Annotated in this window: 14 protein-coding genes; 12 read left to right on the top strand and 2 right to left on the bottom strand. The window is 36.5% G+C overall.

Annotated elements, in window-relative coordinates; genetic code table 11:
* Window positions 1-8: 8 nt before the first annotated feature.
* On the top strand, window positions 9-1,766 hold the full coding sequence (pyk, locus tag AC1DMU_RS23320; RefSeq protein ID WP_001232677.1) for a pyruvate kinase: 1,758 nt from the start codon (window positions 9-11) through the stop codon (window positions 1,764-1,766).
* Between the two features lie 195 nt (window positions 1,767-1,961).
* Complete coding sequence (locus AC1DMU_RS23315) at window positions 1,962-2,351, top strand: FxsA family protein (RefSeq protein WP_048544357.1); 390 nt, start codon at window positions 1,962-1,964, stop codon at window positions 2,349-2,351.
* A gap of 631 nt (window positions 2,352-2,982) precedes the next feature.
* Here AC1DMU_RS23315 and ytvI read toward each other — a convergent pair.
* Entirely contained in the window at window positions 2,983-4,101 is a 1,119-nt protein-coding gene (gene ytvI, locus AC1DMU_RS23310) for a sporulation integral membrane protein YtvI (RefSeq protein ID WP_088064550.1), read from the bottom strand.
* 420 nt (window positions 4,102-4,521) lie between these two features.
* On the opposite strand from ytvI, the gene AC1DMU_RS23305 reads away from it, so the two are divergent.
* The 5 genes from AC1DMU_RS23305 to AC1DMU_RS23285 all read left to right on the top strand — a co-directional run bounded on the left by AC1DMU_RS23305 (window position 4,522) and on the right by AC1DMU_RS23285 (window position 9,622).
* Entirely contained in the window at window positions 4,522-4,983 is a 462-nt protein-coding gene (locus AC1DMU_RS23305; protein ID WP_000625511.1) for a DUF441 domain-containing protein, read from the top strand.
* A gap of 387 nt (window positions 4,984-5,370) precedes the next feature.
* Complete coding sequence (gene citZ, locus AC1DMU_RS23300; RefSeq protein WP_000503659.1) at window positions 5,371-6,519, top strand: citrate synthase; 1,149 nt, start codon at window positions 5,371-5,373, stop codon at window positions 6,517-6,519.
* Between the two features lie 160 nt (window positions 6,520-6,679).
* A complete protein-coding gene (gene icd / locus AC1DMU_RS23295) occupies window positions 6,680-7,972 on the top strand; it encodes an NADP-dependent isocitrate dehydrogenase (protein ID WP_000206896.1) in 1,293 nt (430 codons plus the stop codon).
* Between the two features lie 20 nt (window positions 7,973-7,992).
* A complete protein-coding gene (gene mdh / locus AC1DMU_RS23290; RefSeq protein ID WP_000153236.1) occupies window positions 7,993-8,931 on the top strand; it encodes a malate dehydrogenase in 939 nt (312 codons plus the stop codon).
* A 217-nt stretch (window positions 8,932-9,148) separates the two neighbouring features.
* A complete protein-coding gene (locus AC1DMU_RS23285; protein WP_000914190.1) occupies window positions 9,149-9,622 on the top strand; it encodes a MaoC family dehydratase in 474 nt (157 codons plus the stop codon).
* A 57-nt stretch (window positions 9,623-9,679) separates the two neighbouring features.
* Here AC1DMU_RS23285 and AC1DMU_RS23280 read toward each other — a convergent pair whose 3' ends face one another.
* Window positions 9,680-9,811 (bottom strand): hypothetical protein, encoded by a 132-nt coding sequence (locus AC1DMU_RS23280; RefSeq protein WP_002122970.1) that lies wholly within the window; start codon window positions 9,809-9,811, stop codon window positions 9,680-9,682.
* 89 nt (window positions 9,812-9,900) lie between these two features.
* Between AC1DMU_RS23280 and AC1DMU_RS23275 the strand changes: the two genes are divergently transcribed.
* The 5 genes from AC1DMU_RS23275 (at window position 9,901) to mutM (ending at window position 16,536) form a co-directional block, all read left to right on the top strand.
* Window positions 9,901-10,146: a hypothetical protein gene (locus AC1DMU_RS23275; protein ID WP_000871398.1), complete on the top strand. Its 246-nt coding sequence runs from the start codon at window positions 9,901-9,903 to the stop codon at window positions 10,144-10,146.
* 153 nt (window positions 10,147-10,299) lie between these two features.
* The gene (gene phoP, locus AC1DMU_RS23270; protein ID WP_001065223.1) at window positions 10,300-11,019 is read left to right on the top strand and encodes a two-component system response regulator PhoP; all 720 of its coding nucleotides are present in this window, start codon (window positions 10,300-10,302) and stop codon (window positions 11,017-11,019) included.
* The gene (gene phoR / locus AC1DMU_RS23265; protein WP_088064549.1) at window positions 11,012-12,775 is read left to right on the top strand and encodes a sensory box histidine kinase PhoR; all 1,764 of its coding nucleotides are present in this window, start codon (window positions 11,012-11,014) and stop codon (window positions 12,773-12,775) included. Before phoP ends, phoR begins: the two co-directional genes overlap by 8 nt.
* A gap of 284 nt (window positions 12,776-13,059) precedes the next feature.
* Complete coding sequence (gene polA / locus AC1DMU_RS23260) at window positions 13,060-15,693, top strand: DNA polymerase I (RefSeq protein WP_048544346.1); 2,634 nt, start codon at window positions 13,060-13,062, stop codon at window positions 15,691-15,693.
* Window positions 15,694-15,705: 12 nt separating this feature from the next.
* Window positions 15,706-16,536: a DNA-formamidopyrimidine glycosylase gene (mutM, locus tag AC1DMU_RS23255; protein WP_087985380.1), complete on the top strand. Its 831-nt coding sequence runs from the start codon at window positions 15,706-15,708 to the stop codon at window positions 16,534-16,536.
* Window positions 16,537-16,551: the final 15 nt, after the last annotated feature.

Raw genomic sequence — 16,551 nt, 5'->3', positions numbered from 1 at the left:
GGTGCAATATGCGTAAAACTAAAATTGTATGTACTATAGGTCCTGCTAGTGAAAGTATTGAGAAATTAGAACAATTAATCGAAGCGGGTATGAACGTTGCTCGTTTAAACTTCTCTCATGGTAGCCATGAAGAGCACGGCGCTCGTATTAAAAACATTCGTGAAGCTTCAAAGAAAACTGGTAAAACAGTTGGTATCTTACTTGATACAAAAGGTCCAGAAATCCGTACTCACGACTTCGTAGACGGACAAGCTGAGCTTGTAACAGGTGCAGAAGTAGTTCTTTCTACTGAGCAAGTATTAGGTACTGCAGAGAAGTTCTCTGTATCTTATGCTGGTCTTTATGACGATGTAGACCCAGGTTCTCGTATTCTAATCGATGACGGTCTTATCGAACTAGAAGTAATCGAAAAAGCTGACGGAAACATCCGTACAAAAGTTTTAAACAGCGGAACTGTAAAAAATAAAAAAGGTGTTAACGTACCAAACGTAAGCATTAAGCTTCCTGGTATCACTGAAAAAGACGTAAAAGATATCGTCTTCGGTATCGAGCAAAAAGTTGATTTCATCGCAGCTTCATTCGTACGTAAAGCATCTGACGTATTAGAAATCCGTGAATTATTAGAAGAGCATAACGCTCAATACATCCAAATCGTACCAAAAATTGAAAACCAAGAGGGTATCGATAACATCGATTCAATCTTAGAAGTTTCTGACGGTTTAATGGTAGCTCGTGGTGATATGGGTGTAGAAATTCCACCAGAAGAAGTACCATTAGTACAAAAACGTCTAATCAAAAAATGTAACGTGTTAGGTAAACCGGTTATTACTGCGACACAAATGTTAGATTCTATGCAACGTAACCCACGTCCAACTCGTGCGGAAGCAAGTGACGTAGCTAACGCAATCTTCGATGGTACAGATGCAATCATGCTTTCAGGTGAAACAGCTGCTGGTCAATACCCAGTAGAAGCAGTAACAATGATGGCTAACATTGCAGTGCGTGTTGAAAAATCATTACAATATGAAGATATGTTCAAAAAACGTATTAAAGAGTTCACTCCAACAATTACAGATGCAATTAGCCAATCTGTTGCGCATACAGCACTTGCTCTTGATGTAGCTGCAATCGTAGCTCCAACAGAAAGTGGACATACTGCGAAAATGATCTCTAAATACCGTCCGAAATCTCCAATCGTAGCTGTAACATCTGACGAGCAAGTAGGACGTCGTCTTGCACTTGTTTGGGGTGTACAAGCATTTATGGCTGGAAAACGTGCAGCGTCTACTGACGAAATGTTAGATACTGCAATTCAAACAGGTATGGATGCAGGTCTAATTGGACTTGGAGACACTGTAGTAATCACTGCTGGTGTTCCAGTTGCTGAAACTGGTACAACAAACTTAATGAAAATCCATGTTGTTGGTGAAGAAGTTGCGAAAGGACAAGGAATCGGTCGTAAAGCTGCAAAAGGTAAAGTAGTTGTAGCGAAAACAGCTGCTGAAGCTGTAGCGAACGTAAACAAAGGTGATATCCTTGTTACAACAAGCACTGATAAAGATATGATTCCTGCAATCGAAAAAGCTGCTGCTCTAGTTGTAGAAGAAGGCGGTCTAACAAGCCATGCGGCTGTTGTAGGTGTATCAATCGGTATTCCTGTTATCGTTGGTGTAAACGGCGTAACAGCAACTTTAAAAAATGGCCAAGAAGTAACAGTTGATGCAGCACGCGGAATTGTTTATAATGGACATGCGGAAGTGCTATAAGTAATACGAAGAGAAGGATCGGAGTCCTTCTCTTTTTTTTACACAAAAACGAGGTGGAATCAGCTTGAAACGCCTGGAATTACGTTTAAAATCCGTTTGTTACGAGGTTCAATAGGGAAAGGTGTTTAGTTTCTGTGTAGCGTATACGGGCGCTCTGGGTTCGTTTAAAGTGATGAGTGAGAGGAGTGTAGAACTATGAAGTGGTTACTATTCTTGTTTATTTTAATACCGGCGATTGAGATTACAGTCTTAATTGGATCGAGTCATGTAATAGGTTTATGGTCTACGTTCGCTATGATTGTATTTACGGGTGTTGTAGGTGTCTATTTAGCGAAAAGACAAGGATTTAAAGTGCTTAGAGAGATTCAATCTAAGTTGAATAGAGGAGAAATGCCAGGAGGAGCGGTACTGGATGGTATTTTTATCTTTGTAGGAGGTATTCTTTTGGTACTTCCTGGATACGTAACGGATATAATAGGTTTGATCTTCGTTATCCCTATGACGAGGGCTTTGTTGAAGCCATTTGTTATGAAGTGGATGGAATGGAAGTTTAGAAAGAGTTCTACTATTATTGTGCAGAAATAGTGCTTAGATTATAGCGATCTAAGCACTATTTTTTTGCCCGCAAAAGGATGAGAGATGGATGAAGTTCTGTTGATTAAAGTGTTGCTGTATCATGCCTTAAAATGTGGTGAATGCGAAGGAGTTAAGTGGAAATCAGACTACTCATACAAGTCCGGTTGGTGAAAGTTAATAATCGGTGGTGGACAAAATCCTTACTGATCATAGTTTTGCCTTATTATATTTGCTATGTATTTTTCGATTGGATATGGAGGTAGTTCTTAATGAGTGTGTTGTAGGGAAATTCATATGAACTCAAGCTGGTTTTTGTATATAAAAAGAATCAATTGGTATGGAAAAGTTAGATACGAACAGGAAAAATGTTAGTTTAAGTCTTATTTTATACCATTTTGCATATTTATTCATTTACATAAAAAGTAATAAATGTAAGTAATAATTATAAAAATAATAGAATAAATATGTAAAAATACCTCAGAATATGCGTTTTCTATGCAAAAAAACAAGAGTATTATCCTTTTTGTGGGAAATTCTCTTGTTGTATGTAATGAGTGTGAAAAACAAGTATAAGGAATAATCAGTGGGAAATTCCCACTGATTACATATAAGTTTTTTGTTGTATATGAATTAGAAACTATTATTTTGAAGGTGAGCCTTTAATATATTTCCACAAATCATGGAATACACGAGCTTTGTGCAATGTATTAAGTAGTACTAAGATGACTGGACCGATGATTAATCCTAAAAAGCCAAAAAGCTTAAAGCCGACAAATAGAGCGATTAGTGTTGCTAATGGATCGAGGCCGATATTAGATGAAAGTACTTTAGGCTCCATAATTTGTCTTTGGACAATCACGACGATGTATAAGATGAGAAGACCGATGGCGAAAGCAGTATCGCCAGTGAAAAATACGTATATAACCCAAGGAACGAAGACGGCACCTGTTCCTAAATAAGGGAGTAAATCTACAACCCCTGTAATAATCGCGATAGTAATGGCGTATGGTACGCGTAATATTAAAAGTCCGATTAGTACAATAACAGTTGTCATAGATACGAGTGTAAGTTGCGCTTTAACAAAACCAAATAAAGCTTTTCTTAAGTCGACAAAAATAGTTTTTCCATAGCCATGAACACGATTGGGCAAAAATTTTCTTACTTTCTGAGCAAGATGATGCCAATCGTAACTAATGAAGAAAGTGGCTAATAAAACGAATACAAGGACAGTTAAAGTGGTTGGTAATGCACTAATGAAATTTGTTAACCCGCTTATAATAGCAGTTAAAAGTTCTTTCATTTGCGTCGTTGCTTCGGTTCCTAAGTTTTGAATGTTTTGTGTAATCGTATAGCGCTGTGGTTCCCCAAGATGATTAAATTTAGAAATTAAATCATCATAGAGAGGCATAATATGATTAAGTGCAAATTGCTCTGCGAATTTAACGATATCCGGGAACTTTACTGTAACAAGTTGTAGTAAGTATGTTGTGGCCGATATTGCTTCCGTTACAAGATATGTAACGAGTCCGACGATAGCTCCGAATACGAGAATTAAGCTAACGAGTACTGCTAGTGCGCGAGGAAATTGTAGTTTTTGATTAAGGAAATTGACGACGGGATTAATCAAATAAGCAAATGCGAAAGCGATAATAAAAGGATAGATAAGTCCTGACATATATAGTAATGCATAGAACCCGGCTACCGTTGCTACAATGACAAATATGAGTCGCAATATCATATATAGTAAGTTTCGGTTCAAAGATGTATACCTCCCATTCCAATTTGGATTATCCTAATTCGTTCAACTTATAACGAGTGTGCTGCACTGATTAAAGTTTCACTTTATGTTATAGTGGAATGATGGATTTTTCCTGCTTTTTCAGTACATGAGTGACTGTAAAAGCTTGGTGTTGATGCTTCTACTATATGGTAAAAACTTCATTTTCTCTTCTTTTTATTTTACCTGTTTCTTATTAGAAAAGAAAGGAGAGACAATCGTTTTCAAAAATGTATATAGGCTTAAATTTTTGATGATGAAAGTCTCAGTTTAGCATTTTAAAATACATAAAAAATGAAGTGGTTATTGTTGAATATACATCGATATAGCATGTATAACGATAGGTTTAAAGGTATTTTTGTTTGGAAATGAGTTCATTATTTTCAGAAAGGAAGTGTAAACATGATTAGTCAGTCAACGTTATTTTTATTCATACTACTTATTATAGGACTTGTTGCTAAAAACCAATCGCTTACTGTAGCTATTGGTGTGTTATTTTTATTGAAATTTACGTTTCTAGGAGATAAAGTCTTTCCTTATCTACAAACGAAAGGGATTAACCTCGGTGTAACGGTTATTACAATAGCAGTACTCGTACCGATTGCAACGGGGGAAATAGGTTTTAAACAACTTGGAGAAGCGGCGAAATCGTATTATGCATGGATTGCTTTAGCTTCAGGGGTAGCGGTTGCTTTGTTAGCGAAAGGCGGCGTACAATTATTGACGACGGATCCTCATATTACAACTGCGCTCGTTTTCGGGACAATTATAGCGGTTGCTTTATTTAATGGAGTTGCTGTAGGTCCATTAATTGGGGCTGGAATTGCCTATGCAGTTATGAGTATTATACAGATGTTTAAATAAGGAATTTTATAGTAATATAAAATTTTTGAATTCTTTCTGTTCACAAAAGTCAGATAATTGTTTATAATAGGATTAGAAACTTTGAAAAGTTACATAACAGCAGAGACTTTACACCAGATAAAATAAAAACAACATAAAACAATTTTATAATGATATTGTTTTATGTTGTTTTTATCATAAAACTCTTCGGGATTAATTTTCCTCACTAACTTGTTGTTTTGAGCGTGAGGATTCGGGGAGACATTCACGCTCATGCTTTCCATGTAAACAATGGACAATAAGAGGGGAACATCGCAACAAATTTGCATGATCGTGCATTTTGCTTGCCTAAAGAGTGAACGGGCGTTCATAATTCAAAAGGGAAGCAAATAGATATAAGGAGCAAGGTTGGGAGAATTTTCAGGAAAAGGAGAGAATGTCATGACTGTTATTCGAGGTTTAGAAGGGGTAGTAGCAACAACATCATCTGTGAGCTCTATTATTGATGATACATTAACTTATGTTGGGTATAATATTGATGATTTAGCTGAGAATGCTACATTTGAAGAAGTAGTGTACTTATTATGGCATCGCAAGCTTCCTAATGAACAAGAACTAGCGAAATTTAAAGAGATTGTATCGGAATACTATAAAGTTCCAGGTGAGATTTTAACATATTTGAAACAAGTAGATTTAAAAATCGCACATCCGATGTCTGTTTTACGAACTGCAATTTCCATGCTATCATTATACGATGAGAGCGCTGAAATTATGGATGAAAACTCCAATTATTTGAAAGCGGTTAAATTGCAGGCTCAAGTGGGAACTTTAGTTGCTGCTTATGCAAGAATTCGTAAAGGTTTAGATGTTGTTGAGCCTAGAAACGATTTATCATTAGCTGCAAACTTCTTGTACATGTTAAATGATCGCGAGCCAAATGAAGTTGAAATTGAAGCTTTTGACAAGGCGCTTGTACTTCACGCAGATCATGAGTTAAACGCTTCTACATTTACTGCACGCGTTTGTGTAGCTACACTTTCAGATGTATATTCTGGTATTACAGCAGCAATCGGTGCGTTAAAAGGTCCTCTTCACGGCGGGGCAAACGAAAATGTAATGAAGATGCTAACTGAAATTGGCGAAGAAGAAAATGTAGAATCATATATTCATAATGCTCTTCAAAATAAAGTGAAAATCATGGGCTTTGGCCACCGTGTATATGAGCAGGGTGATCCGCGTGCAAAACATTTACGCGAAATGTCTAAGAGATTATGCGTGCTTTTAGGAGAAGACAAATGGTATAATATGTCTATCAAAATTGAAGACATTGTAACAAAAGAAAAAGGTCTTCCACCAAATGTTGATTTCTATTCAGCTTCTGTATACCATTGTTTAGGAATTGACCATGACTTATTTACACCTATTTTTGCAATTAGCCGTATGTCAGGCTGGTTAGCTCATATTCTAGAACAATATGAAAACAACCGTTTAATCCGTCCGCGTGCTGATTATAATGGACCAACACATCAAGTGTACGTTCCAATTGCACAACGATAAGCGAAAAACACTATTTTGATAGTGAAAATACGCTTTCAAAAGTCTGATTTTTTCGGAAAGACGTAATGATTAGAATATTTTAATTTAAATAACGGTTTGAACTGAGGGGTTATTCCCTCAGTTTCATACATATGAAATTTCAAACATGGGGGTTATCACATTGACGACAGGTGAAAAAATTACTGTAACTAATGGTGTTATGAATGTACCAAACAATCCGATTATTCCATTTATCGAAGGAGATGGAATTGGTCCTGATATTTGGGCAGCTGCATCTCGTGTACTAGAAGCAGCAGTTGAAAAAGCTTATGATGGTGAGAAGAAAATCGTTTGGAAAGAAGTGCTTGCAGGGGAAAAAGCATTCAACCAAACAGGCGAGTGGTTACCAGAAGAAACTTTAAATTTAATCCGTGAATATTTAATCGCGATTAAAGGTCCACTTACAACTCCAGTTGGCGGTGGTATTCGTTCTCTAAACGTAGCACTTCGTCAAGAATTAGATTTATATGTATGTCTACGTCCAGTTCGTTATTTTGATGGTGTTCCTTCACCTGTAAAACGTCCGGAAGATACTGATATGGTTATTTTCCGTGAGAATACAGAAGACATTTATGCTGGAATTGAATATGCACAAGGATCTCCGGAAGCAGAAAAAGTCCTTGCTTTCTTAAAAGAAGCAATGGGTGTTAATAAAATTCGCTTCCCAGAAACATCTGGTATTGGTATTAAACCAATCTCAGAAGAAGGGACAAAGCGTCTTGTTCGTGCTGCAATTCAATATGCAATTAACGAAAAACGTTCTTCTGTTACATTAGTTCATAAAGGAAACATTATGAAATTTACAGAAGGTGCTTTCAAAAACTGGGGTTACGAAGTAGCGGAACAAGAATTCGGCGATAAAGTATTTACTTGGGCTGAATATGATCGTATCGTTGAGAAAGATGGTAAAGATGCAGCGAATAAAGCGATGGCAGACGCTGAAGTGGCTGGGAAAATCATCGTAAAAGATTCTATTGCAGACATCTTCTTACAACAGATTTTAACTCGTCCACGTGAGTTCGATGTTGTTGCAACAATGAACTTAAACGGAGACTACATCTCTGATGCACTTGCTGCACAAGTAGGTGGAATTGGTATTGCACCTGGTGCAAACATTAACTATGTGACTGGACATGCTATCTTTGAAGCTACACATGGTACAGCTCCAAAATATGCAGGTTTAGACAAAGTAAACCCATCTTCAGTTCTTCTTTCTGGTGTATTATTATTAGAGCACTTAGGATGGAACGAAGCTGCGAAATTAGTAACTGATTCAGTTGAGAAAACAATTGCTTCAAAAGTAGTAACTTATGATTTCGCACGCTTAATGGAAGGTGCAACAGAAGTGAAATGTTCTGAGTTCGCTAATGAACTTATTAAAAACATGGATGTAGCGATAATCAAAAACGCATAATTAAAGCGGGGGGGTAAATTATGACAATCAAACGCAAGAAAGTTTCAGTCATCGGTGCAGGATTTACAGGAGCAACAACAGCATTCTTATTAGCACAAAAAGAACTTGCAGATGTTGTATTAGTGGACATTCCACAACTGGAAAATCCAACAAAAGGGAAAGCGTTAGATATGTTAGAAGCGAGCCCAGTACAAGGTTTTGATGCTAACATTATTGGAACATCTGATTACGCAGATACTGCTGATTCTGACGTTGTCGTTATTACAGCAGGTATTGCACGTAAGCCTGGTATGAGCCGTGATGACTTAGTAGCAACAAACTCTAAAATTATGAAAAGTATTACGCGCGACATTGCAAAACATTCACCAAATGCGATTATTGTTGTGTTAACAAATCCAGTTGATGCAATGACATATTCTGTATTTAAAGAAGCAGGATTCCCGAAAGAGCGTGTTATCGGTCAATCGGGCGTATTAGATACAGCTCGTTTCCGTACATTTATTGCACAAGAATTAAATCTTTCTGTGAAAGATATTACAGGATTTGTTCTTGGTGGACACGGTGACGATATGGTACCTCTTGTACGTTATTCTTATGCAGGTGGCATTCCGTTAGAAACGTTAATTCCGAAAGAGCGTTTAGAAGCAATCGTAGAACGTACCCGTAAAGGTGGCGGCGAGATTGTAGGCTTATTAGGAAACGGTAGTGCATATTATGCACCAGCTGCTTCTTTAGTTGAAATGACAGAAGCAATCTTAAAAGATCAACGCCGTGTATTACCAGCTATTGCGTACCTTGAAGGTGAATATGGTTATAGCGACCTTTACTTAGGCGTACCAGTAATTCTAGGTGGTAACGGAATTGAAAAAATTATTGAGTTAGAACTTCTTACAGATGAAAGAGAAGCGTTAGATCGCTCTGTAGAATCTGTACGTAATGTAATGAAGGTTCTTGTTTAATAATTAAATATTAAGTAGAAAAAGATTCGGGGCCCCGAATCTTTTTCTACTATTTATTCAAATGTTTTTTTGAAATAATATGAAAACGCTATCATTTTGTGTATCCTATAATGAAACTATAGATTTATACTATACATTGCCCTCATCATAGTAAATTTCGGATAAGGTATCGCTATTAGTAGGATAATAAGGTGAAAAAATCGGAGGGGGTTGTAACATGTTAAAGAAAAAAGTTCAAATTGGTCGTAGAATGGATGAAATTACAGTAGGAGAGAAATTATCTATCACTGAAAAAATTGAGGATAAAGATTTGTTATTGTACTTAGGGTTAACGAATGATGCCAATCCATTATATATTCAGCATGATTACGCATCCCAAACTCCGTATGAAAAGCCGATTGTACCAAGCATTATGCTAACGGGAATGATTACAACGGCAGTTACGAAATATTTACCAGGTCCAGGCAGTCATATTACTAGGAAGGACCTTACGTTCGTGAAGCATGTTCATCATTATGAAACGTTACAAATCCATTTTGAAGTTGTAGCTGTTTCTGAGGAGGAACATACAATTGATATGCTTGTATCTGCTCATGATGAAAAAGGAGAAACGGTTGTAAAGGGTTCTTTAACAGTAACGCCGCCTTTTAAATCAGTTTCTATTATGGAAAAAGCATTAGATAATTTTTAAAACATGAAAATATGAATAGCGCTAGCATACCTTTCTATAAGGGGGCTAGCGCTATTTTTAGTTGAAGAATCCTTGTGTGAATCCTTCGGCGAAATCGGAACAACCTGTTTTAATAGTATCCCAGCTTGGGGCGTTGAAAGTAAGAATACATGTTACTACTAAAGATAGAATAGGTAGAACTAATCGCATAATAGACCTCCGTGTTTTTAATATTTATATATTTAAATTAATAATATAAAGATTAATAATGTAAGTCAATAAAAGGGGTGATTTTTAAGGTGAAGTGGAAAAAAGAAGATGTTATCTTTGAAACGATAAGAGAAGCTGAAGTGTGGGCAGACGGGGTCGCGAATGAAATGTATGGAAGACTATTTGATAGATATGAAACACCGGACTATAAAATAGCGTATGCTCTTTCGTTTTTCCTAGCGCAGGAGAGGGGATTTGTGGTTCATACGGAAAAATACTTTGAAAAAGGTAGGTTTATCTACCGAGTTTGGATAGCGGAGAGGGAGAGAGAATGAAGTTTTAATTGCTTTTATTTTCGAAGCATTAGTAGAAACGAGCCCATGAATAGACAATTATATTGAGAGGGACCTTGTTTTCTAGTATGATGAGAATAACGGGGAAAATACTAGGATGAAGAAGGTTTCAAGTCTATAACTTGGAGGAAAAGAATGAACAATCGTATTTTAGTAGTTGATGATGAGGAATTTATCTTAACTTTAATTGAATTTAATCTACAACAAGCTGGGTTTGAAGTGATAACAGCGATGGATGGAGAAATGGCGCTTCAAAAAGCGACAACAGAACGCCCAGATTTAATTATATTAGATTTAATGCTTCCAAAAATGGATGGTATGGAAGTGTGTAAAGAATTACGATTGCAGCGCGTTATGACGCCGATTTTAATGTTAACAGCAAAAGATGATGAATTTGATAAGGTGCTAGGTCTTGAACTTGGGGCAGATGATTATATGACGAAGCCATTTAGCCCAAGGGAAGTTGTTGCGCGTGTGAAGGCAATTTTGCGCCGCACGAAATTACAACAAGAAGAACAAGTGAAAGAAGCGTCAGATGAAGAGAGCATCACACTTGCTGAACTTAAAATTTTGCCGGAATTTTATGAGGCTTATTTCCAAGGAAGAAAGCTTGAATTAACACCAAAAGAATTTGAACTACTTGTTTATCTTGCGAAAAATAAAAGTCGCGTGTTGACACGTGATCAATTATTAAGTGCTGTATGGAACTATGATTTTGCTGGTGATACACGAATTGTTGACGTTCATATTAGCCATTTGCGCGATAAAATTGAACAAAATACGAAAAAACCGACGTACATTAAAACGATACGTGGTTTAGGATATAAATTAGAGGAGCCAAAAGGGGATGAATAAATTTCGTTCCAGGCTTCTTTTTACATTTGTTTCTCTTATTGTTTTTATTTTAGTTGGACTAGGTTTATTACTGGAAACCGTGTTTGAAAACTACTATATAGATCATGCAAAAGAGAGAATGGTAAAAGAGACAGAGTATGTTGCGGTATTAGCAGAAGAACAGGGTTTTGATGATGTTTTAAAAAATCCATATGTATTTGAAAAGTTAGAAGAAAAAATACAGGCTTCTATTGCATTTGTAGATGAAAAAAAGAAAGTTCAATATAGCGGAGGAGAACAGTCTGCTTTTAGTGAAGGGATAATTAAAGAACTTTCTTCTGAAACAACAAAACAAAGAAACAAAGTCATTACGAAAGAAACAGATCAGAATAATGAATTTTACCATGCGGTATTCGTTCAAGATGTAGCAGGGAAACAAGGGTACATTTTGGTGAAAAGTACAATTGAGCCTTTGAAATCTGTTCATCAAAAAACGTGGGGATTATTAATTATCGGATTTGTTATCGCTTGTCTCGTAGTCGTATTTTTAGGTATGAAAATTACAGGGCAATATATTAGGCCAATTGAATCCGTTACGAAAGTTGCTATCGAATTAGCGAAGGGAAATTATAAAGCACGCGCTTATGAAAGTCATTCGGATGAAACAGGAATGCTGAGTAAAGCAATTAATATTTTAGCCCGTAATTTACAAGAGATGACACTTGAGCAAGAAATGCAACAAGATCGTCTGCATACGTTAATTGAAAATATGGGAAGCGGAATGATTTTAATTGATAGCCGCGGTTATATAAACCTTGTAAACCGTTCTTATAAGGAGACTTTCCACGTAACAGATGAAGAATATTTAGATCGTTTATATTATGAGTCGTTTCATCATACAGAAATTATAGAGCTCGTGGAAGAAATCTTTATGACAGAAGTGAAAGTGCGTAAACAAATGTTATTGCCGCTTGGAATTGAGCGAAAGCATTTTGAAGTATATGGAGCACCGATTATCGGGACGAACCATGAATGGAAAGGGATTGTCCTTGTATTCCATGACATTACTGAGCTAAAGAAATTAGAACAAATGAGAAAAGACTTTTTAGCGAATGTTTCTCATGAACTAAAGACACCGATTACTTCTATTAAAGGTTTTTCAGAAACGCTCTTGGACGGTGCTATGGATAATAAAAAATTCTGCGAACATTTCTTGCACATTATTTTAAAAGAAAGTGAACGCATGCAAGGGTTAATTGAAGATTTATTAGATTTATCAAAGATTGAGCAACAAGGATTTAAATTGAGTATGGGGACCGTTGATATGAAGGGACTTCTTGAAGACATTCATATGGTGCTTGATAACAAAGCAGGAGAAAAAGAAATTTCTTTACAAGTAAATGCGCTAAAAGGAGTCTCGGTCATTGGAGATCCAAGTCGTTTGAAGCAAATCTTTATTAATTTAATGAATAACGCAATCGTATATACGCCGGCTGGAGGCGTTGTTTCTGTAGAATTAGTAGAAGATAAATATAATGCTTATATAAAAGTATCGGATACGGGAATTGGTATTAGTAAAGATGAAATTCCGCGTATTTTTGAACGCTTTTACCGAGTGGATAAAGCGAGAAGTAGAAATACTGGTGGTACAGGCCTCGGATTATCGATTGTAAAGCATTTAGTTGAGGCACATCACGGTACGATTACAGTGGATAGTGAAGTTGGGGAAGGGACAACATTTACAGTTGTTTTACCAAAATCAGCAACTGAAAAATAGGATGAAGGATGTTTACAATATATTAACAATGGCTTAATTAAATATTAATAAAGGTCTGTTAATATAATACATGAAAACCCCTTCATCCAAGGAGTAATTTTGGACGAGAATAGTTATGCTGTTCTCGTCACTTCCCTTTTATGTTAGTAAACGTTTATATATATGATAGAAAATAGCCGTTATTTTTCTTCTCTCTATTAGTCATGTTAATATAGAGAGAGGAAAGGAACGGTTTTTTTTCTGTGAAAAAAATCATTTCAAATTTGTATGGGGAGGTTTCTGGTTTGGAAAAAAAGGTCGTATTAGTAGATGGTAACAATATCGCGTATCGTGCTTTCTTTGCACTACCGCTTTTAAATAACGACAAAGGTATACATACGAACGCAATTTACGGTTTTACAATGATGTTAATGAGAATATTAGAGGAAGAAAAACCAACGCATATGTTAGTAGCGTTTGATGCGGGTAAAACGACATTCCGTCATAAAACGTATAGTGAGTATAAAGGAGGACGTCAAAAGACTCCACCTGAATTATCAGAGCAATTCCCGTTTATTCGTGAGATGCTTGATGCATTCAACGTACCGCGTTATGAATTAGAAAATTATGAAGCGGATGACATTATGGGGACGTTAGCGAAAGAAGCGAGTGAACAAGGGTTTCATGTAAAAGTTATTTCAGGAGATAAAGACTTACTGCAACTTGTTTCAGATAATACACTCGTATGTATTCCACGCAAAGGGATTACAGAAGTGGATGAATATACGAAAGAAGCTTTATTTGAGAAATACAGCTTATCACCAAAGCAAATTATCGATATGAAAGGTTTAATGGGAGACCAGTCAGATAATATTCCAGGTGTACCAGGAGTTGGTGAAAAAACTGCGATTAAATTGTTAACACAGTTTGAAACGGTCGAGGCAGTGTATGAAAATATAGATCAAGTGAGCGGGAAGAAATTAAAAGAAAAGCTAGAAGCAAATAAAGACCAAGCTCTTATGAGTAAAGATCTTGCAACTATTATTACAGATGCGCCGATTACAGTGCATGTGGATGATATGGAGTATAAAGGGTATGAAGCAAGTGATGTGATTCCAATGTTCGAGAATTTAGGATTTACATCACTTTTAAATAAATTAGGTGTTACGCCAGAAGAAACGACTCCAGCTGAATTAGATGATATTACATTTGATATTGTGGAAGAAGTTACAGAAGAAATGCTAGTGCAAGATAGTGCGCTTATTGTTGAAGTACAAGAAGATAACTATCATAAAGCGGACATTCAAGGTTTTGGTATTCAAAATGAAAATGGCTGTTACTTTATTCAAACAGAAATTGCTCTTAAGTCAGACGCTTTTAAAGAGTGGCTTGCAGATGGAGAAATGAGAAAGTATACATTTGATGCGAAGCGCGCAATCGTTGCACTTAAATGGAACGGGATAGATATGCAAGGGATTGACTTTGATCTACTAATCGCTGCTTATTTACTTGACCCGGCTGATACGGATAAAGATTTCCGTACTGTAGCAAAAATGAAAGAAACACATGCTGTGAAATCTGATGAAGAAGTTTACGGAAAAGGTGCGAAGCGTGCTGTTCCAGAGCTAGAAGTAGTAGCGGAGCATGTAGCTCGTAAAGTGCACGTATTATATGATGTAAAGCAAACATTCGTTGAAGAGTTACAAAAGAATGAGCAATATGAACTGTTTACAGAGTTAGAATTACCACTTGCGCGTGTATTAGCTGATATGGAAGTAAAAGGTGTAAAAGTTGATACGGAGCGTCTTCGTAATATGGGAGAAGAACTTGCAGGTAGATTAAAGGAAATGGAACAGGAAATTTATAAGCTTGCGGGAACAGAATTTAATATTAATTCACCGAAGCAGCTTGGTGTTATTCTGTTTGAGAACTTAAACTTACCAGTTATTAAAAAGACGAAAACAGGTTATTCTACGTCAGCAGATGTACTAGAAAAGCTTATGGATCGCCATGAAATCATTCCAAACATTTTACATTATCGTCAATTAGGGAAACTAAATTCAACTTATATTGAAGGTTTATTAAAAGTTGTACATGAAGATTCATCTAAAATCCATACTCGTTTCAATCAAGTATTAACGCAAACAGGTCGATTAAGTTCAACGGATCCGAACTTGCAAAATATCCCGATTCGATTAGAAGAAGGAAGAAAGATTCGTCAGGCATTTGTTCCATCAGAAGAAGGATGGATTATGTATGCGGCAGATTATTCACAAATTGAACTTCGCGTATTAGCTCATATTGCAAATGATAAAGGGCTAGTTGAAGCGTTCCAACATGACATGGATATTCATACGAAAACAGCGATGGATGTATTTGGCGTTGAAAAAGATGAAGTAACTTCGAATATGAGACGACAAGCGAAAGCTGTCAATTTCGGGATTGTATATGGTATTAGTGATTATGGTCTTTCACAAAACTTAGGAATTACAAGAAAAGCAGCAGCGGAATTTATTGAAAAGTATTTAGAAAGTTTCCCTGGTGTACAAGAATACATGAGTGACATCGTAAAAGATGCGAAACAAAAAGGGTATGTGGCTACATTATTAAATCGCCGCCGTTATATTCCGGAAATTACGAGTCGTAATTTCAATTTACGTAGCTTTGCTGAGCGTACGGCTATGAACACACCAATTCAAGGGACTGCAGCAGATATTATTAAAAAAGCGATGATTATTATGGCAGACCGTCTAGAAGAAGAAGGATTACAGGCGCGTCTACTTCTGCAAGTACACGATGAATTGATATTTGAAGCACCAAAAGAAGAAATTGAAAAATTAGAGAAGCTTGTACCTGAAGTAATGGAGCATGCGATTGAACTCGCGGTTCCGCTGAAAGTTGATTATTCTTACGGTCCAACTTGGTACGACGCAAAATAAGGAAGTGATGAAATGCCTGAATTACCAGAGGTTGAAAATGTTAGGCGGACGCTTGAAAATCTTGTAACAGGAAAAACGATTGAAGATGTCATTATTACTTATCCAAAAATAGTAAAACGTCCGGATGATGCAGAAATCTTTAAAGAAATGCTAAGAGGCGAGAAGATTGAAAATATAAAGCGAAGAGGAAAGTTTTTGCTTTTATATGTAACGAATTATGTTATTGTTTCACATTTACGTATGGAAGGTAAGTTTTTACTGCATCAAGAGGATGAGCCAATTGATAAGCATACACACGTCCGTTTCTTATTTACAGATGGAACTGAATTACATTATAAAGATGTGAGAAAGTTTGGTACGATGCATCTCTTTAAGAAAGGTGAAGAATTGAATCAAATGCCTCTTGCTGACTTAGGTCCGGAGCCGTTTGATGCTGAATTGACACCGCAGTATTTACAAGAAAGATTGCAAAAGACCAATCGTAAAATAAAAGTCGTATTATTAGACCAGCGTCTTTTAGTAGGGCTTGGAAATATATATGTAGATGAAGTTTTATTCCGTTCTCAAATTCATCCGGAACGAGAAGCTTCGTCTTTAACAGCAGAAGAAATTGAACGAATTTACGAGGCGACTGTTACAACGTTAGGTGAAGCAGTGAAGCGAGGCGGAAGTACAATTCGAACGTATATGAATTCGCAAGGGCAAATTGGCTCATTCCAAGAACTTCTAAATGTATACGGAAAAAAAGGAGAACCATGTGTGACTTGCGGTACGATATTAGAAAAAACAGTTGTTGGCGGAAGAGGAACGCATTACTGCCCGATTTGTCAGCCGAGAATATAGAAAAGAGATAACATT

Source organism: Bacillus sp. 01N45, assembly GCF_056399205.1.
This window is presented reverse-complemented; position numbering and strand designations above follow the sequence as displayed.